15 protein-coding genes are annotated in these 18,580 nt (G+C 70.8%); 6 read left to right on the top strand and 9 right to left on the bottom strand.

Annotated elements, in window-relative coordinates:
* Positions 1 to 24 precede the first annotated feature (24 nt).
* The 3 genes from QE399_RS07040 to QE399_RS07050 all read left to right on the top strand — a co-directional run bounded on the left by QE399_RS07040 (position 25) and on the right by QE399_RS07050 (position 1,842).
* Complete coding sequence (locus QE399_RS07040) at positions 25 to 732, top strand: riboflavin synthase subunit alpha (RefSeq protein WP_309827483.1); 708 nt, start codon at positions 25 to 27, stop codon at positions 730 to 732.
* A gap of 23 nt (positions 733 to 755) precedes the next feature.
* Positions 756 to 1,259 (top strand): GNAT family N-acetyltransferase, encoded by a 504-nt coding sequence (locus QE399_RS07045; protein WP_309827484.1) that lies wholly within the window; start codon positions 756 to 758, stop codon positions 1,257 to 1,259.
* Positions 1,260 to 1,353: 94 nt separating this feature from the next.
* Positions 1,354 to 1,842, top strand: a complete 489-nt coding sequence (locus tag QE399_RS07050; RefSeq protein ID WP_309827486.1) for an NUDIX hydrolase — start codon at positions 1,354 to 1,356, stop codon at positions 1,840 to 1,842.
* 61 nt (positions 1,843 to 1,903) lie between these two features.
* Here the strand turns inward: QE399_RS07050 and QE399_RS07055 are convergent, their stop codons facing one another.
* Both QE399_RS07055 and QE399_RS07060 read right to left on the bottom strand, forming a co-directional pair.
* Positions 1,904 to 2,902, bottom strand: a complete 999-nt coding sequence (locus QE399_RS07055) for a Bug family tripartite tricarboxylate transporter substrate binding protein (RefSeq protein ID WP_309827488.1) — start codon at positions 2,900 to 2,902, stop codon at positions 1,904 to 1,906.
* Between the two features lie 24 nt (positions 2,903 to 2,926).
* On the bottom strand, positions 2,927 to 3,835 hold the full coding sequence (locus QE399_RS07060; protein WP_309827489.1) for an N-formylglutamate amidohydrolase: 909 nt from the start codon (positions 3,833 to 3,835) through the stop codon (positions 2,927 to 2,929).
* A gap of 111 nt (positions 3,836 to 3,946) precedes the next feature.
* Between QE399_RS07060 and QE399_RS07065 the strand changes: the two genes are divergently transcribed.
* The 3 genes from QE399_RS07065 to QE399_RS07075 all read left to right on the top strand — a co-directional run bounded on the left by QE399_RS07065 (position 3,947) and on the right by QE399_RS07075 (position 8,317).
* A complete protein-coding gene (locus QE399_RS07065) occupies positions 3,947 to 4,852 on the top strand; it encodes a LysR substrate-binding domain-containing protein (protein ID WP_309827490.1) in 906 nt (301 codons plus the stop codon).
* Between the two features lie 136 nt (positions 4,853 to 4,988).
* On the top strand, positions 4,989 to 6,182 hold the full coding sequence (gene mnmA / locus QE399_RS07070) for a tRNA 2-thiouridine(34) synthase MnmA (RefSeq protein WP_309827491.1): 1,194 nt from the start codon (positions 4,989 to 4,991) through the stop codon (positions 6,180 to 6,182).
* Between the two features lie 473 nt (positions 6,183 to 6,655).
* Positions 6,656 to 8,317: an L-lactate permease gene (locus tag QE399_RS07075; protein WP_309827492.1), complete on the top strand. Its 1,662-nt coding sequence runs from the start codon at positions 6,656 to 6,658 to the stop codon at positions 8,315 to 8,317.
* Between the two features lie 297 nt (positions 8,318 to 8,614).
* On the opposite strand, the gene QE399_RS07080 is transcribed toward QE399_RS07075, so the two are convergent.
* The 7 genes from QE399_RS07080 to QE399_RS07110 form a co-directional block, all read right to left on the bottom strand.
* Complete coding sequence (locus QE399_RS07080; protein WP_309827494.1) at positions 8,615 to 9,814, bottom strand: threonine ammonia-lyase; 1,200 nt, start codon at positions 9,812 to 9,814, stop codon at positions 8,615 to 8,617.
* 66 nt (positions 9,815 to 9,880) lie between these two features.
* On the bottom strand, positions 9,881 to 12,370 hold the full coding sequence (locus QE399_RS07085; protein WP_309827495.1) for a TonB-dependent siderophore receptor: 2,490 nt from the start codon (positions 12,368 to 12,370) through the stop codon (positions 9,881 to 9,883).
* Between the two features lie 178 nt (positions 12,371 to 12,548).
* Positions 12,549 to 13,556: a FecR domain-containing protein gene (locus tag QE399_RS07090; RefSeq protein ID WP_309827496.1), complete on the bottom strand. Its 1,008-nt coding sequence runs from the start codon at positions 13,554 to 13,556 to the stop codon at positions 12,549 to 12,551.
* Between the two features lie 146 nt (positions 13,557 to 13,702).
* Positions 13,703 to 14,230 carry a sigma-70 family RNA polymerase sigma factor gene (locus tag QE399_RS07095; RefSeq protein WP_309827498.1) on the bottom strand — a complete coding sequence of 176 codons (528 nt, stop codon included), beginning with the start codon at positions 14,228 to 14,230 and terminating at the stop codon, positions 13,703 to 13,705.
* Positions 14,231 to 14,318: 88 nt separating this feature from the next.
* Positions 14,319 to 16,787, bottom strand: a complete 2,469-nt coding sequence (locus QE399_RS07100; protein ID WP_309827499.1) for a TonB-dependent siderophore receptor — start codon at positions 16,785 to 16,787, stop codon at positions 14,319 to 14,321.
* 207 nt (positions 16,788 to 16,994) lie between these two features.
* The gene (locus QE399_RS07105) at positions 16,995 to 18,020 is read right to left on the bottom strand and encodes a FecR domain-containing protein (protein ID WP_309827500.1); all 1,026 of its coding nucleotides are present in this window, start codon (positions 18,018 to 18,020) and stop codon (positions 16,995 to 16,997) included.
* Complete coding sequence (locus tag QE399_RS07110; RefSeq protein ID WP_309827501.1) at positions 18,017 to 18,541, bottom strand: sigma-70 family RNA polymerase sigma factor; 525 nt, start codon at positions 18,539 to 18,541, stop codon at positions 18,017 to 18,019. The genes QE399_RS07105 and QE399_RS07110 overlap by 4 nt, the downstream gene beginning before the upstream one ends.
* Positions 18,542 to 18,580 lie beyond the last annotated feature (39 nt).

Below are 18,580 nucleotides of genomic sequence, written 5' to 3' on the forward strand. Positions count from 1 at the left end.
CCTTCTTCCCCCTTCATCCGCGCCATGTTCACCGGCATCGTCCAGGCCACGGCAGGCATTGCCGCCATCCACGACCGCGCAGGCCTGCGCACCTTCACGCTCGACTTTCCCGAGGGCTTCTGCGAAGACCTCGCCATCGGCGCCAGCGTCTCCACCGACGGCGTGTGCCTCACGGTGACCGAGATCCTGTCGCCCACGCAGGCCAACTTCGACGTGATGCTGCAGAGCCTGAACATCACCACGCTGGGCCGCTATGCCCAGGGCGACCGCGTGAACGTGGAGCGGGCGGCCAAGGACGGCGCCGAGATCGGCGGCCACCCGCTGTCGGGCCATGTGGACTTCACAGGCACGCTCATCGAGCGGCGCGAATTCGACAACAACCTGGTGTGGCGCGTGGCCGTGCCGGAGGCGTTTCGCCGCTACATCTTTGCCAAGGGCTACATCGCCATTCACGGCGCCAGCCTGACGGTGGCCGAGGTGAACCGCCAGGAGGGCTGGTTCGAGGTGTGGCTGATCCCTGAGACGCGGCGCGCCACCGTGTTTGAAACCAAGCAGGTGGGCGACCGCCTGAACATCGAAATCGAACGCAGCACCCAGGTGGTGGTGGACACCGTGCGCGAAGCAGTGCAGGAAAGCCTGGGCCGCCTGCAGCCCGTGCTGGAGGCGCTGCTGAAAGAAAAGGGCCTGTCGCTCGACGACTTCGTGCAGGCGCCCGTGCTGCCGCAGGGATAAGGGAAGAAGGCGGCGTTGGCGCGATGACGACGACAACGGTGCGCCCGTTGGTCACCGCCGACCTGCCCGGCCTGCTTGCGGTGCAGCTGGCCTGCTACGGCGAGGGCTACGTGGAAAGCGGCGAGGTGTTCGCCCGGCGCCTGGCCAGTGCGGCCAACTGCTCGCTGGTGCTGGAGCGCGCGGGCGTGGTGTGCGCGTACCTGGCAGCCTACGGGTCTGTGCGGGGCAAGGTGACACCGCTGCACGGCGACTTTGAAGAGGTGCCGCAACCCGACACGCTGTACCTGCACGACATGGCCGTGCTGCCCGCGTGCGCAGGCCAGGGCTTGGCCCGCGCGCTGCTGCGGCCGATGTGGGACGTTGCGCGCAGCCGGGGCCTGCGGCACTCCGCGCTGGTGTCGGTGCAAGGATCGCAAAACTATTGGGAGCGCCAGGGCTACGCGGTGCAACCCCTGGCCGATGCGGTGCAACGCGCGCAGCTGGCCCGCTACGGCGAAGGCGCCGTGTACATGGTGCGGGCGCTGTAGCCGCCCTGGGCTCGCGCCGCCACACCTTGGAACTTGAAATGGGGCGCGGCAGTCCGAGCGCAGCGCGTCATGCTGCCTCGTCATAATGCGCGCCATGCCCAACCGCTGGAAACCCAACGTCACCGTGGCCGCGCTCGTCGAGCGCGAGGGCCGCTTTCTGCTGGTCGAGGAAGAAACCACCGACGGCCTCAAGCTCAACAACCCCGCCGGCCACCTGGACCCGGGCGAGTCGCCCATCCAGGCCTGCGCGCGCGAGGTGCTGGAAGAAACCGCGCACGAATTCGTGCCTACGGCGCTGGTCGGCGTGTACCTGAACCGCTTTATCAAGACGCGCACCGGAGACGACATCACCTACATGCGCTTTGCGTTTGCCGGCACGCTCGGCACGCACCACGGCTGGCGGGCGCTCGACACCGGCATCGTGCGCACGCTGTGGATGACGCCCGACGAGATCCGCGCCTGCCCCGAGCGCCACCGCAGCCCGCTGCTGCTGCGCTGCCTGGAGGACTACCTGGCGGGCCAGCGGTTTCCGCTGTCGCTGGTGCACACCGATCCCTCGGTGACTGAGCCAGCGGCCGGCTGAGCGGAGCGCGTGCCGCGCCCCGGGCCGTTGGGGTAGCCGGTGGTCCCCACGCTGCGCCTTGTCATGCCTCCACGGCGATCCTGTGGGTCTTGACTATGTTCCTGTAGAACTGGATGCGCTGCTGCACTTCCTTGCGGAAGTCGACGGGCTTGAGGGCTTCCGGCAGCATTGCGCCGCGGTCGTTCCAGGCCTTGTGCGTGGCGGGGTCTCGCAGCACCGTGCGCATGGCCTCATACAACTGGGCAATGATGGGCTCGGGGGTCTTGGCAGGTGCCGCCAGGCCCGTCCAGGAAGTCAGGTTCAGTTCGGGCAGCTTGAGTTCGTCGAACGTGGGTACATCGGGCAGTTGCGGCGCGCGGATGGGCGAGGCCACCGCCAGCGCGCGCAGGCGGCCGCTTTGCACCATGCTGAGGTTGGATGAGAGGTTGTTCCAGGTCATGTGCACCTGGCCCGACTGCAGGTCGGTGAGCGCCGGGCCAGCGCCTCGATACGGGATGTGGGTGATGGACAGGCCCAGCTTGGCCTTGAGCAACTCCATGCTCAGGTAGGCCACCGAGGCGTTGCCTGAGGAGGCGTAGTTCAGCTTGCCGGGGTTCTCCTTCACGTACTTCACGAACTCGGTGAAGTTTTTCACCGGCAGGCCCGGGGTCACCAGCAGCACATTGGCCAGCCGGTCGATCATCGTGATGGGCGCGAAGTCGTTCACTGCGTCGTAGGGCAGGTTGGGCGTGAGGATCGGGTTGATCACGTGCGTGGTCTGCGAGGTGACGACCAGCGTGTAGCCATCGGGCTGCGCCTTGGCGACTTGCGTGCTGCCGATGGCGCCACCGGCGCCGCCCTTGTTCTCCACGATCACGGTCTGCCCCAGCACGCGCCCGAGCCGGTCGGCCATGGCGCGGCCGGCGCTGTCCACCGAACCGCCGGGCGGGAACGGCACCACCAGCGTGATCGGGCGGGAAGGGTAGCGGTCGGTGGCCTGGGCCAGCGCCGGCAGGGCGGTGGCGCTGGCCAGGGCGGCGCTGGTCTGGATGAAGCGGCGGCGGGTGACGGACGTGGGCATGGCGGGATCCTCAGGGTCAGGGGTTCAAGTGGGGGTCGAAACGGAAGGGGCAGCGCAGGACGGGCGGATGCGCGCAGCCAGGTCGTGCAGCACGCCCGCGATGTCCTCGCGCAGGCGGTGCGCCTGGGGCAGAAGCTCGCGGGTGTGCTCGTTCAGGTAGAGCGCGCGGTTGATCTCGATCTGCAGGCTCTGGTGTCCGCGCAAGGGCGCGCCGAACGTGCGCAGCAGCGCCTGCCCCGCGTAGGGGTCGTTGATGGCCACGGTATAGCCGCGCTGGCGAAACGCCTGCGCGACCTGCCGCGTGAATTCGCCATCGCAGCTCTCCCCGTGCAGGTCGCCCAGCACCACGTCGGCCAGCGGGCCGGGGGCCACGCGGCCCAGGCGTTCATAGGCGTTGCTGGGCATGGAGTGCAGGTTCAGATGCCAGCGTGCGCCCTCGGGGCCTGCGGCGGCCGCCTCCAGCGCCTCGGCCAGCGCCTGCCGGTAGGGACGCCAGTAGTGGTCGATGCGGTGGGCCACTTCGTGTGCCGCGAGGCGGCGCGCATAGATGGGCTGGCGGGCTGGGGTGTGGGTGGGCACCAGCCCCATGCCCAGCTCCAGGGTGCGCGCGGTGGGCGCCGTGGGACCGGGCCAGGCGTCGGCCAGCATGGCGGGGTGGATGTCCTGCACGTCCCGGTTGGGGTCGATGTAGCTGCGCGGGAAGGTGGCCTGCACCAGGGTGCCGCCAACCTGGGGCACGGCGTCCCACAGCCAGTGCACATGCGTGTCCTCGCAGCGGCGCAGGTCGCCGGTGGCGACGGCATAGCCAAAGTCGGGGGGGTAGTCCGTGCCGCTGTGGGGCGAGTCGCACACTAGCGGGATGGCGGTGCCGGCGGCGGGCCCCAGCACCTGCACGGGCTCACGGGGGATGGGAAACGAAGGTAAGGCGGGCATGGTCTGGCGCGGGGTCGCTGAGTTCGATACGGATGGGCCAAGCGTAGGCAGCCCTGCGCCTGCGGGCAAACGACAATTTCGTCGTGCGTGATAACCGGATGTAATCACCCCATGCAGTTCAAATCCCCCTCGCTGCCCGAGTTGCACGCGTTCCTGGCGGTGTGCCAGCTGGGCAGCTTCCGGCAGGCCGCGGGGGTGCTGTTCGTGACACAGGCCGCCGTGAGCCGGGCCGTGCAGCGGCTGGAGCAGCGGCTGGAGTGCACGCTGCTGGACCGCAGCGGCCCGCGCGTGCTGCCCACGGCCCGGGGCCGCGAGTTCCAGCAGCTGGTCGAGGCCCACGTGGCGGGCCTGGAAACCGCCGTGGGCCGCTTTGGCGTGCGCACTGCCACCGCCCGACGCCGGTTGCGCGTGTGCGTGGTGCCCACCCTGGCCGCGCGCTGGCTGGTGCCACGGCTCTGGCGCTTTGGCGGGCTGCACCCCGACGTGGAGATCGAGCTGCGACCCTTCCACCACGACGAGGACTTCACCCGCGACGACGTGGACCTGTGGATCCACCTCAAGCGCCCGGCGCGCGGCTGGCCACGCGGCATCCGGGCACGCTACCTGACCGGGCGTGAGATCGTGCCCGCGTGCACCCCGGCCCTGGCCGCTGCGCTGCGCGAGCCGCGCGACCTGCTGCGGGCCACCCTGCTGCACCACACCAACTACCCTGAAAACTGGGCGCTGTGGCTGCGCGCGGTGGGCGGTGTAAAAACCGAGCCCGTGCTCGGCCCGGGGTTCGACCTAGGCAACCACCTGATCGTCGCGGCCTGCGCTGGCATGGGCGTCACCCTGATCCAGCCACTGCTGATCGAAGCCGAACTGGCCTCGGGCCAGCTGATGTTGCCCTTCACCCAGGCCGTGGACACGGGGCGCGGCTACTACCTGTGCAGCCGCGCGGCGCTGGCCGAGAACGAAGCCTTTGTGCTGTTCACACGCTGGCTGCTGGACGAAGCCAGGCCAGCAAGGCGCAGGTGAAGCTGCCGCCTTGCACGAAAGCCTGAGCGCAGCGCACGCCGCCGTGGGCCGCCGGCCGCTTCCGATCACTCCGCCGTGAGCTTGCGCTCCGCCCTGACAGGCCGCGTGGACACGGCAAAAAAATACAATCAGGGCAATGACTGCTCCCACCAAACAGCGCGTTGTCGTAGGCCTCTCCGGCGGCGTGGACTCCGCCGTGACCGCCCACCTGCTCAAAAAGCAGGGCCATGAGGTCGTCGGCATCTTCATGAAGAACTGGGAAGATGACGACGACAGCGAGTTCTGCTCGTCCAACATCGACTTCGTGGACGCGGCCGCCGTGGCCGACGTGATCGGCATCGAGATCGAGCACGTGAACTTCGCGGCCGACTACAAGGACCGCGTGTTCGCCGAGTTCCTGCGCGAATACCAGGCCGGCCGCACGCCCAACCCCGACGTGCTGTGCAATGCCGAGATCAAGTTCAAGGCGTTTCTGGACCACGCCATGCGCCTGGGGGCCGAGAAGATCGCGACGGGCCATTACGCCCGGGTCCGCCGCGTGGCGGCCGACCCGGGCTCCATGCCCCAGGGGCATGACAGGATGGAATCGCACGCGACCGCGCGCGATGGCGCCCTTGAATCGGAGTGGCGGTACGAGCTGCTCAAGGGCCTGGACCCGTCCAAGGACCAGAGCTACTTCCTGCACCGGCTGAACCAGGCCCAGCTGTCGAAGACGCTGTTCCCCGTGGGCGAACTGCACAAGACCGAGGTGCGGCGCATTGCCGAAGAGATCGGCCTGCCCAACGCCAAGAAGAAGGATTCGACCGGCATCTGCTTCATCGGCGAGCGGCCGTTCCGCGAGTTTCTGAACCGCTACATCAGCCACGCGCCCGGCCCCATCCAGGACGACCGCGGCCGCACGCTGGGCAAGCACGTGGGCCTGTCGTTCTATACGCTGGGCCAGCGCCAGGGCCTGGGGATCGGCGGCGTGAAGGACAAGGGCGCGCAGCGCGGCGGTGGGGAGCACGAGCCGTGGTTCGTGGCCCGCAAGGACCTGGAGAAGAACACGCTGCGCGTGGTGCAGGGCCACGACCACCCCTGGCTGCTGTCGCACACGCTGGAGGCCGCCGATGCGAGCTGGGTCGCCGGCCACCCGCCTGCGCTGGGCGCCTGCGCCGCCAAGACACGCTACCGCCAGCAGGACGCCGCCTGCACCGTGCTGCAGGCCGAGGGCCGCAGCTTCCGCCTGGAGTTCCCCGACGCGCAGTGGGCCGTCACGCCCGGGCAGTCGGCCGTGCTGTACGACGGCGAAGTCTGTCTGGGGGGCGGCGTGATTTCGGCCTGCGCCTGAGCGCCGCTCAGCGCGCCCTCCCAGGCTTTCGCGCTGCATCGCACTAGCGCTGCACAAACATGGCCGCGGCCGGTGGCGTGCCGGTGCGGCCGGCCGCGCTCGCTTCCACCGCCTTCGCCTTTCACGATGCCCGCCAGCGCCGATGGCTGGGCCGTGGCGCCTCTCTGTCCTGACCGGCCTGTCCTGCAGGCGACGCCCCGCCCCCTTGCGCCTTGGGGGTTTCAAGCGCCCAATGCACCGCACAGCGGCGCGGCCGCAGCGGACACGGCGCCTCCCGGCGGCCAAAGCGCTGCGGGGCAGCAACACTTCTTACGCGGCGCTGACGCGCTTTGAAATCGGCTCACCGGCAGGCTGCAGGTTTTTCACGCAGCCCGGGGAACTTTGTTTCTAAAGTGGATCGGTTTGTGCCAGCTCAGAGCCGCGAGAGACGGCCGCCGGTGCGATTTCCTCAACGCATCTCGGAGACAAGCCACATGATTTGGCAGCAAATTTACGATCCGTTCGGCAACATGGTCATCTCCACCGCGCTCGCCGCGATTCCGGTGGTGGTCATGCTGGCGGCGCTCGGCTTCTTTCACATCAAGGCGCACATCGCCGCGGGCCTGGGCCTGATCGCCGCGCTCATCGTGGCCATCTTCGCCTACGGCATGCCCGCCGAGATGGCCGGCCGCGCGGCGCTGTTCGGTGGTTTCACCGGCCTGCTGCCCATCGGCTGGATCGTGCTGAACATCATCTTTCTGCACCAGCTGACCGAGCAGAACGGCAGCTTCAAGGTGCTGCAGGATTCGCTTTCGGGCATCACCGAAGACCGCCGCATCCAGCTGCTGCTCATCGCGTTCTGCTTCGGCGCGTTCTTCGAGGGCGCGGCCGGCTTCGGCACGCCGGTGGCCGTGACGGCCGCCATCCTCATCGGCCTGGGTTTCTCGCCGCTGGCGGCATCGGGCCTGTCCCTCATCGCCAACACGGCGCCCGTGGCCTTCGGCGCCCTGGGCACGCCCATCATCACGCTGGCCAAGGTGCACGGCTATGACGTGATGGAAGTGACGGCCATGGTAGGCCGCCAGCTGCCTTTCTTCTCGCTGCTGGTGCCGTTCTGGCTGATCTGGGCCTTCGCCGGGCGCAAGGGCATGATGGAAATCTGGCCGGCCATCCTGGTCACGGGCGTCTCGTTCGCCGTGCCGCAGTTCCTGGTGGCCAACTACATCGGGCCCGAGCTAGTGGACATCATCGCGGCCATCGTCTCCATGGTCAGCCTCACGCTGTTCCTGCGCGTGTGGAAGCCCAAGAAGGTGTGGACGTCTCCTTCGCTGCGCGGCAACGACGTGAGCGCGTCGGAAGCCAAGCCGCCACAGCCCGTGGTGGCCCACAGCCGTGCCGAGCTGGTCGCTGCCTGGATGCCCTGGGTCATCCTGTCGGTGTTCGTGTTTATCTGGGGCCTGCCGCCCGTGAAGGCCTGGCTCAACAGCCTGTTCGCCCCGGCCTTCCCCATGGGCGGCCTGCACAACCTGATCGAAAAGGTGCCGCCCGTGGTGCCGCAGCCCACCAAGGAGGGCGCGGTCTACACGCTGAACCTGCTGTCGGCCACCGGCACGGCGATTCTGCTGTCGGCCATCGTCAGCGCGTTCTTCATGAAGTACAACCCGGTCGCCATCGTGCGCACCTTCTTCAAGACGATCTGGCTGGTGAAGTATTCGCTGCTCACCATCGTGCTGATGCTGGCGCTGGGCACGCTCACCCGCTACTCGGGCACCGACACCACGCTGGGCCTGGCGTTCGCCAACACGGGCGTGTTCTACCCGTTCTTCGGCACGCTGATGGGCTGGCTGGGCGTGGCGCTCACCGGGTCCGACACGGCCTCGAACGTGCTCTTCGGCGGCATGCAGAAGGTGGCGGCCGAGCAGCTGGGCCTGTCGCCCAACCTGATGGGCGCGGCCAACAGCTCGGGCGGGGTGATGGGCAAGATGATCGACGCGCAGTCCATCGTGGTGGCCTCCACCGCCACGCGCTGGTTCAACAAGGAAGGCATCATCCTGCGCTACGTGTTTTTCCACTCCATCGCGCTGGCCTGCCTGGTCGGCCTGTACGTGACGCTGCAGGCGTATGTCTGGCCGTTCTCGCTGATGGTGGTGCGCTGAGCGAGCAGCGCTGCACCGCAGTTCCGGCCCCATCGGCCGCCCAGCGCAGGGGAATGAATCAGCGCAGGCAGCGATGTGGGCGATAGCAAAAAGGGCGCCGTATGGCGCCCTTTTGTCATCCAGGACCGGCGGTGCCGCGGGGGTTCGTTCGGGCCGCGGCAGCCGGTCTGGGGCCTCAGGCGATGCCTGGCCCGGCCAAGGATCATGGGGAAAACAGCGCGCGGTGCCCGTCCAATAAGCGAAATCAGCTATTGAAAATATAGCAATGGCGCGGCGGCGGGCCCCCCGCAGGTCCGGTCAGATCAGCTGCGCTTCCATCTGCGCGGCGCGCAGCGCCTCCAGCACCTGCTGCACATGCGCCTGGCCGCGGGTCTGCAGCACCAGTTCGATCTCGACGTTCTGCGCCGCCAGCAGCGTGAAGGCGCGCTGGTGGTGCACCTCTTCGATGTTGGCGCCGGCCTCCGCCACGGTGGCGGTGATGCGGGCCAGCACGCCGGGCACGTCGCGGGCGCTGACCTTGATGCGCGCCAGCCGGCCCGAGCGCACCATGCCGCGCTCGATGATGGCGGCCAGCAGCAGCGGGTCGATGTTGCCGCCGCTGAGCACCAGGCCCACGCGCTTGCCGCGGAAGCGCTCGGGGTGGCGCACCAGCGCGGCCAGGCCGGCGGCGCCCGCGCCCTCCACCAGCGTCTTCTCGATCTCCAGCAGCATCAGCACGGCCTGCTCGATGTCGCCCTCGTCCACCAGCAGCAGGTCGTCCACCAGGCGGGCCACCACCTCTTGCGTGATCTTGCCGGCCGTGCCCACGGCGATGCCCTCGGCGATGGTGGAGGTGCCCATGGGGTGCTGCGCGCCCTGCACGGCGTTGAGCATGGAAGGAAAGCGCACCGTCTGCACGCCCACGATCTCGATGGACGGCTGCAGCGCCTTGGCCGCCGTGGCCATGCCCGCGATCAGCCCGCCGCCGCCGACCGAGATCACCAGCGCGTCCAGATCGGGTACGGCGCGCAGCATCTCCAGGGCGACCGTGCCCTGGCCGGCCGCGATGGCCTCGTCGTCGTACGGGTGCACGAAGACCAGGCCGCGTTCCTCGGCCAGCGCATAGGCGTGCTGGCGGGCGGCCTCCAGCGTGTCGCCGTGCAGCACCACCTCGGCCCCGAAGCCGCGCGTGCGCTCCACTTTCACGCCGGGCGTGAAGCGCGGCATGACGATCACCGCGCGCACGCCCAGCCGCTGCGCATGGTAGGCCACGCCCTGGGCGTGGTTGCCGGCGCTCATGGCGACCACGCCGCGCTGGCGCTCCTCGGCCGAGAGCTGGCCCAGCTTGTTGCTGGCACCGCGCTCCTTGAACGAGGCGGTGAACTGCAGGTTCTCGAACTTGAGGAACACCTGCGCGCCGACGATCTGCGAGAGCGTCTGGGATTCCACGCAGGGCGTGTCGAGCACCTGGCCCTGGAGCCGCGCGGCGGCGGCCTGGATGTCTTGGAGGCTGAGCATGGGGCTGATTGTGGCGCAGGCCGCGCGGCCCACCGGCCCTGTCTAGCGATCCCTCGATACCGTCGCTTAGAAGTCCACGGTGGCCGACAGCTGCACGCTGCGCGGCGCGCCGACCAGCAGCGTGCCCCAGGTGGACGAGCCTGCCCAGTAGTCGCGGCCCGTGGCGTTGCGCACGGTGGCGCGCAGCACCGTGCTGCGGCCGGCCACCTGCAGGCGGTAGCGCAGTCCCAGGTCCACGGTCGTCCACGACGGCAGGCGCTGCAGGTTGGCCTGGTCGGCGTACTGGGCGCCCGTGCGGGTGAGCCCGGCGGTGGCCGTGAGGCCGGGCACCCAGGCCAGGTCGTGCTCGGCGTTCAGCGTGAACTGCGTGCGCGGCACGCCCACGGCGGCATTGCCCTGCGTGGCGGCGCTGTTGGTGCGGGTGAGTTCCGCGTCGATCCAGGTCGCGCCGCCGTACAGGCGCCAGCCGGCGGCCGGCTCGCCGTACACCGACAGCTCCAGCCCGCGGTTGCGCTGCTCGCCATCCACCGCGAAACGGTTGTTCTGCAGGTAGCCGCTGGGCTTGCGGATCTGGAAGACGCTGGCCGTGGTCATGAGCGTGCCGTGGTCGATCTTGATGCCCACCTCCTGCTGGCGCGTCTTGTACGGAGCGAAGACCTCGCCCGCGTTGACGGCGCTGCTCGGGGCCGTGTCGCCGCGGCTCAGGCCTTCGATGTAGTTGGCGTACAGCGACACGCCCTGCCAGGGCTTAAACACCGCGCCCGCCAGCGGCGTGGTGGCGCTTTTTCCGTAGGTGGCCGTGCGCACGCCGCTGGTGTCGAAGTTGTCCGCGTCCACCTGCTGGTGGCGCAGGCCCAGGGTGAGCAGCAGCCGCTCATCCAGGAGGCCGATGGTGTCCGACAGCGCGAAGCCGCGCAGTTCGGTGGCCGAGCGCTTGGGCAGGCTGCCGGGCGCCGCCACGGATTGCGCGGGCCGCTCGATGGGCGCGTACAGGTTGGAGGTGTAGGCCGCGCCCGCCACCGAGCCCATGCGGTAGCGGTCCTCGTAGTGGCTCCACTGCAGCGTGGCCTGGTGGCTGGCCGCGCCGGTGGTGAAGCGGCCGCGCACGCCCGCCTCCACCACCTGGCGCTCGATATCGAACTGCGCCCGCGTGGGGGTCACGCGCGTGTCGCCGGCGGCCGAGGTGATGGTGGGCGTGTTGAAGAGCCGGTCCACTTTGGACTGCGCGGCGCCCACGCTGGCGAAGACCGACCAGCGGTCCGTCAGCTCGTGCCGGGCCTTGAGCAGGGCGGACTCCTCCGTGCTCTCGTACCACTCCCAGCGCTGCGTGATGTTGCGGCGCGCATCCGGTGCGGCAGGCACGGCCAGGCCCGCTGCGATGGAGGGGCGGCGCGTGGGCGCGTCCACGTCCTCGCGCTGGCGGATCAGGTCCAGCGTGACCTGGGTGCGTTCGGTGGTGTAGTCCAGCGCCAGCGCGCCCACGGTGGCCTCGCGGCGCTGGTGGTCCATGGGCGTGCGGCCGTCGCGGTAGCTGCCGTTGAAGCGCACGCCGAACTGGCGCGCATCGCCCCAGCGCCGCGCCACGTCGATGTGGCCGCCGCCCTGCGAGCGCGTGCCGTAGTCGGCGCGTACGCGCGTCAGGTCCTGCGTGGCGCGCTTGGGCACCACGTTGATGCCGCCGCCCACGCCGCTGTTGGGCGACATGCCGTACACCATGGCGGTGGGGCCCTTGAGCACTTCCACGCGCTCGGCGTAGTCGGTCAGCAGGCGGTAGTTGGGCGCCACGCCGTACAGGCCGTCGAAGGCGATCTCGCCGATGTTGTTGTCCCCGATGGCGAAGCCGCGGATGAAGAACGCGTCCGCCACGTCGCCGCTGGGCGCTGTGCTGCGCACCGACGGGTCCACCGCCAGCGCGTCGGCCAGGGTGGTGGCCTGGCGGTCCTCGATGGCCTGTGCGGTGTAGCTGGTGATGTGGAAGGGCGCATCCATGGCGTCCGTCTGGCCCAGCAGGCCCAGCCGGCCGCCGCGCGCGATCTGGCCGCCGGCGTAGGCGCCAGGCAGCAGGTCGGGCTGCACCGGCGCGGCGGCCGTCACGCGCACTTCCGACAGGGCCGTGGTGGCGCCGGCGGCCGTGCCTTGCGCAGGCGCGGCCTCCGGCAGGCGGCGCAGCGTGTAGGCGCCGCCGGCACCGGCCACGGGCTCCAACCCCGTGCCGACCAGTAGCTGGCCCAGGGCCTGCGCGAGCGTGGGCGCGCCCTGCACGCCGGCGGTCTGCAGGCCCGCCACGAGATCGGGCGCGAAGGTGATCAGCGCGCCCGACTCCCGGCCCAGCCGGTTGAGCGCCGGGCCCAGGGGCCCCGCAGGAATGGCGTAGCTGCGCGGTGCAGCGTCCTGGGTGGCGGGCTGGGCCTGCGCGCGGGACGGCACCGCCAGCAAGGCCGCGCCGTAGGCTGCGGCCAGGCTGGCGCACAGCAGTTGCGCCGCAGCGGCCGTGCGGCGGCGGGGCCGCGGAAGGGCAGGGGACAGGGCAGAGGAAGGGACGGCAGAGCGGCGCATGCGGCAGGTCTTTCAGGCAGGAAGGGTGGCGAAGCGGTCAGCACCCCCCGCGGCAGGCGAGGGGCTTTCCTGTGCTTGACACCCGGCGGTGCCGGAATGGCCGCTTTTTTTGAAGATTCAGTATGAAATATGCCCAAAGCGCCCGCGGAATAAGCGCATGCAGCTATTGAAAATATAGCTAACTGCGCCGCTCCACCGTCACCCACCAGCGGGTGCGGGTGTGGATCTGCACCGGCAGCGACAGCGTGAGGGCCGCGAGCACCCGGTCGGTGTCGGCCAGCGGGTACGAGCCCGACACGCGCAGCGCCGCCGCGTCGGGCGCGCAGCGCAGCACGCCGGGCCGGTGGCGTGACAGCTCGGCGAGGAAGCTGTCCAGCGGCATGCCGTCGGCCACCAGCATGCCCTCGGCCCAGGCGCTGGCGCCGTCCTGCGCCGGCTCGGCGGCGCCGGTGGCCGCGCGGCTGAAGCGGCCCTGCTCGCCGGCGGCCAGGCGCAGCGCGGGGACATCGCCCTGCGCGGGGGTGAGCTCCACCGCGCCCTGCAGCACGGCCACCTCGGTATGGCCGCCGTGCTGGCGCACGGTGAAGCGCGTGCCGATGGCACGCACCTGCCCCTCGGCGGTGCGCACGCGCAAGGGGCGGGCGGTGCCGGTGGCGCCATCGGGCGCGTTGTCGGGCGCGCTGTGCACCAGGATCTCGCCGGCGCGCAGCACGATCAGGCGCTCGGTGGCGGTGTAACGCACGTCCACGGCCGACGCGGTGTTGAGCCACACGCGCGTGCCGTCCGGCAGCTGCGCATCGCGCCGCTCGCCCGTTCCGGTGGACAGATCGGCCGCCAGCTGCTGCCAGGCCTGTGCGCCCAGGCCGGTCTGGCGCGCGGCCAGCAAGCCGCCGGCACCGGCCGTCAGCAGCACGGCCAGGCGTACGGCATGGCGGCGCTGCAGCCCGGGCGCGACCAGCGTCTGCAACGCGACGGAGGCCGGCACGTCGCGCAGCTGGCCGTCCACCTCGGCAATGCGCTGCCAGGCGCGTGCGTGCCGCGGGTCGGCGTCCAGCCAGGCCTGCCACTGCTGGCGCGCGTGCCGTGCGGCGGCGGGCGCGGTGGGTGAGCCGTCTTCGGGCCGCAATTCCAGCAGCCAGTGCACGGCCTGGCGCGCAATGGCGGGAGAAATATCGTTGGGTGCCATGTCAGGTGTGGCCAAGAGGCGCGGTGGATGCGGTGGGCGCGGCGCAGGCCAGCAGGCACCGAGCAAGGGCCGTCCCGCAGCGAGGGTGCCGTCCCCCTTCCCGCAACGCGAAGCGATGCGAGAGAAGGGGGAAGCCCCGCAGCGGCTCAGGGGGTTGCCGCTGCATCGCCGAAGTAGCAGCGCTCGGCCGCGGCGGCCAGGTGGCGGCGCACGGTGGTGCGGGACAGCCCCAGCTGCGCCGCGATCTGCTCCTGCGTCAGCTCCTCCAGCCGCCACAGCAGAAAGGCCTTGCGCGCCACGGCGGGCAGCCCGTCCAGCAGGCGGTCGATGGCGACCAGGGTTTCCAGCACCATCAGGCGGGCGTCGGGCGGCGGGGCCACGGGCTCGGGCAGCAGGGCCAGCGCATCGAGGTAGGCCCGCTCGATCTGCCGGCGCCGCAGGTGGTTGGCCAGCAGGCGCTGGGCGATGGTCGTCAGGTAGGCGCGTGGCTCGGCCACCTCGTCCAGCCGCTGGCCGGTGGCGGTGAGCACGCGAACGAAGGTGTTCTGCGCTAGATCCGCCGCGTCCCACGCGCAGCCCAGCTTGTGCCGCAGCCGGCCGACCAGCCAGCCGTGGTGCTGCAGGTACAGGGCCTGGGTGGCCTCGGCGTGGAGGGTGGGGGCGGGCGCAGGCATGGCGGTTTTGCAAATGCGAATTGGTCGCATTTTATGCCGCCATGCCGATTCCGGCGCGTGCGGCCCGGCGGGCCAGGCGCGTGGCGGCTCAGAAGTCGTAGCGGGCGCTGACGTTCACGCTGCGCGGCGCGCCCCAGGTGTAGAACAGGCCCTGTGCGCTGAAGTTGGTCACACCGGCGAAGTACCGCTTATCGAACACGTTGTTGAGGTTGGCCGAGATGCTGAGCTGCCGGCTGACCTGGTAGCGCGCCATCAGGTCGAACAGCCAGTAGGCGTCCTGGCGCAGGGTGGCCGAGCCGCGGCTGGTGGCAATGGCGCTTTGCCAGCGCAGGGCGCCGCCCACCGTCAGGCCCTGCAGGGCGCCGTCGCCGAAGCGGTAGCTGCTGCCCAGTTTGAACTGGTGCCTGGGCGTGGTGGAGGCGCTGTCCAGGTTGCTGCTGTTCATCACATAGCTGCCCTGGGCCTGCCAACCGCGGGCCAGCTCGCCGGACAGTTCCAGCTCGTAGCCGCGCCGCGTCGCGCCCTTGACGGCACGGTAGATGCTGTCGCCGTTGGCGTTCAGCCCCACCTCCTCGGCCGTGTTGTCGGTGCGCATCCAGAAGTGGGCGATGCTGGCGTTCAGGCGCTTGTCGAAGAACTCGCCCTTGGCGCCCAGTTCATAGGTCCGGCCTTCCTCGGGGGGCAGCGTGCGTTCGCCGGCGTCCTTGGCGCTCTGGGGCTGGTAGATGCTGGCGTAGCTGCCGTAGACCGAGACCTGGGGCGCCACGTCCACGATCAAGCCGGCATAGGGCGTGACGACGCCCCGCTCGCGCATGTCGTAGTTGTACCAACCGATGTCGGTCACGTCCTTCTGGTCGTAGTCGCTCACGCGGGCGCCGGCGATCAGCTTGACGGGGTCGGCGATGTTGAAGCGGCTGGCTGCGTAGAGGTAGCGGTTCTTGCGGCTGAACAGGTCGTTGGAATAGGCCATGCTGTTCCAGTCCGGCTCCGGCACGCCGGCGCCCCCGTCGGCATAGTCGATGCCGGCCGCGGTGAGGGTGGAGCTGGCGCCGCTGCCGCGCTGCAGCGTGGTGCGGGCCCGGGTGCTGCCGGCGCCGATCAGCAGGTCGTGCGTGCGCCCGAAGAGCTGGAACGGGCCCTGCACGTCCAGGCTGATGCTGTCGTTGCGGTCGTCGATGCCGGCGTAGCGGTTGTATTGGATCTGGCCCGGCAGCGCGTAGCGCAGGTAGCCGATGCGCATGTCCGGCGTGTCCACGCTGTCGCGCGCCACCTGCAGCTTGGCCTTCCAGCCACCGGCGAAGCGGTGCTCCAGCCGGGCGAAGAGGCCCAGCGACTCCTGTTCGTAGCCCGCCCAGGAGGCGCCCACGTTGAACGACCGCGGCATGCGCGGCACGGCCACGCCATCGCCCGAGAACGCCTGGATGGGCGTGGTGCCGGTCGCGCCGCGCAGCGAACGTTCCTTGTAGGTGATGCCGGCCCCCACCACCGTGTCGGGCGTGATGTCGGCCTCCAGCGTGCCGTACAGCGTGGTGTTGCGGTGGTGCTGCCGGTCACGGAAGGCATCGGCATCCTTGTGCGCGGCCACCAGGCGGCCGCGCAGCGTGCCCGCTTCGTTCAGGGGGCCGCTGATGTCCGCGTCGGCCCGGTAGCTGCTCCAGCTGCCCACGCCGGCACTGGCATGGGCCTGGAAGTCGCGCGTGGGGCGCTTGCGGATCAGGTTCACCGTGCCGCCGTAGTTGCCGTCGCCGCTCATCAGGCCCGAGGAGCCCTTGAGCACCTCCACCCGGTCGATCTCGGCCATGTCGTCGAGCGCATACAGGATGTGGCTGTTCCAGCCCCAGCCACTGGCCAGCAGGCGGTTGCCGTCCACCTTGAGGTTCACGGTGGAGCCGCGCACGTTGAAGGTGGTCATGTCGCTCTGGCGCGAAACGGTCACGCCCGGCGTCTGGTCCAGCACGTCGCTCAGCGTCTGCAGCTGGAAGTCGTCCATGCGCTGGCGCGACATCACCGAGACGGACTGCGGCGTCTCGCGCAGCGTGAGCGGCAGGCCGGTGGCCGCGGCGCTCGGGCCGGCGGCGGTGTAGCTGCCGGTGCCCTCGGTCGTGCCGTCGTTGCGTTCGGCCTGGGCGGCCACGCGCACTTCCGACAGCGTCAGCGCACCGGCGGGCGTGGCCGCTGCGGCGGCGGCCGGCGCGGCGCGCAGCGTGTAGCCGCCGCCTTCGTGCGGCACGGCCTGCAGCCCGCTGCCCGCCAGCAGGGCGGCAAAGCCCTGGCCCACGGTGTAGCGGCCCTGCAGCCCGGTGGTGCTGCGCCCCTGCGTCTGCGCCGGCGTGAACGACAGGTTGACGCCGGACTGCGCCGCGAAGGCGGCCAGCGCCGGGCCCAGCGCGCCGCCGGGGATGGCGTAGGCCTTTTCGGAAGACGACGCAGCGGCGGCTTCCTGGGCGGAAGCGGCCGGCGCGAAGGTGGCGCCTGCCCCGGCCGTGGCCAGCAGGCAGGCCAGGGCCACGGGGTGCAGCGCGCTGGCGCGCGGGCGGGGGGATGCGGGATCGGTCATGCGGTGAATCACTCCTGTCGGTGCGGATGGGGGCCTTGTGGAGAAGGCGATCCCTCCCTTGCCGGACAGGAGCGGGTGAAAGTGCCAACCGGCGCAAGATTTTTTTCTGTTCTTGTTGTCCACGGTGCTGTGCATCACCCACGGCCCTGGCACCGCAGCGGCACCAGCCGTCCGATGGCCGCGGGAGCGGATCAGCGGGGCGTCACGTCAGCCGGCGCCGGGCGCGGTGCCCCGGGGCACCACGGTCACCCACCAGCGCGTGCGCAGCACCACCTGCACGGGCAGTGTCTCGCGCAGCAGGGCCAGCACGTAGTCGGTGTCGGCCAGCTGGAAGGCGCCGGAGATGCGCAGGTCGGCTACCTCGGGCGCGCAGCGCAGCACGCCGGGGCGGTAGCGCGCCAGCTCGGCCAGGAAGTCCGCCAGCGGCAGGTTGTCCGCGTAGAGCACGCCCTGCAGCCAGCCCGGGGCGCCGTCCGGTGCGGCGGCCGGCTGCAATGCCGCGGGCTGCGGCGGCGCGATGGCGGTGGGCGTGAAGCGCGTGGATTGGCCCGCCTCCAGGATCTGTGGCGCGCCGCCACCGCGGGGAGCGATCTCCACGCGGTGCTCCAGCACGGTCAGCCGGGCCGTGCCGTCCCCTCCTGCATCGGCCGGCAGCAGGCGCACGACGAAGCGCGTGCCCAGGGCGCGCAGGCGGCCCTGCGGCGTATCCACGACGAAGGGGCGCTGCAGGCCGGGCGCGTCGGGCGCGGTGCGGATGTGGATCTCGCCCCGGTGCAGGCGCACCTGGCGCAGCGTGTCGCTGAAGGCCACGTCCACGGCGCTGCCGGTGTTCAGGCGCAGGCGGCTGCCGTCGGCCAGCACGACCTCGCGGCGCTCGCCGGTCGCGGTGGCGTAGTCGGCCGTCCAGCCCTGCCACGGCGCGTGGCGCCAGCCCAGCCAGGCGGCGGGCGCGGCCACGCCCAGCACGGCCAGGGTGCGCAGTGCGGCGCGGCGGTGGGCGTGCGCGCTGCGGCGCGTGAGCACGGGCACGCCCAGCGCGGGCGGCACGGCGCCGAACTGCTGTGCCATCCGCTCGGCCTTCTGCCAGGCCTGCTCGTGCGCCGGGTGGGCGGCGCGCCAGCGCGCGCAGCCGGCCAGGTCGCCCGCGTCGGCCTCGCCCGAATGCAGGCGCACCAGCCACTGCGCGGCTTCGCGGATGACGCGGGGCGGCAGCTCCGCCGGGGGCGGGCTCATGCCAGCGCCAGGCACAGCTCGAAGCCCTGCGCCATGTAGCGCTTGACGCTGCGCTCGCTCACGCCCACCTGCTGCGCGATCTGCGCATAGCCCAGGCCCTGCAGCTGCGACAGCACGAACACCTCGCGCGCCTTGGGCGCCAGGTGGCTCAGCAGGTCGTCCAGCTGCTGCAGCGTCTGGAGGATGGCGAGGGTGTCTTCGGGCGACGGGGCCAGTTCGTCGGGCAGCGCGGCCAGGGTGTCGAGCCACGCCTGCTCCAGCGAGCGGCGGCGCCAGTGGTCGCACAGCAGGCCGCGGGCGATGGTGGTGAGGTAGGCGCGGGGTTCGCGCACGGCGGGCAGGGCCTCGGGCTTTTGCAGCACCCGCACGAAGGTGTCGTGCGCCAGATCGGCCGCGCCGTCGCGGCATTGCAGGCGCCGGCGCAGCAGCGCCACCAGCCAGCCGTGGTGCGCCTCGTACAGCGCCTGCACGGAATCGGCGGTGGCGCTGGGCGGAAGAGGGGAGCAGGCGGCGGCGGGCATGGGCGCGAGGGCAGGTCCATCAGATGCGAATGGATCGCA

Source organism: Paracidovorax wautersii, from assembly GCF_031453675.1.
In the GTDB taxonomy this organism is placed as follows: domain Bacteria; phylum Pseudomonadota; class Gammaproteobacteria; order Burkholderiales; family Burkholderiaceae_C; genus Paracidovorax.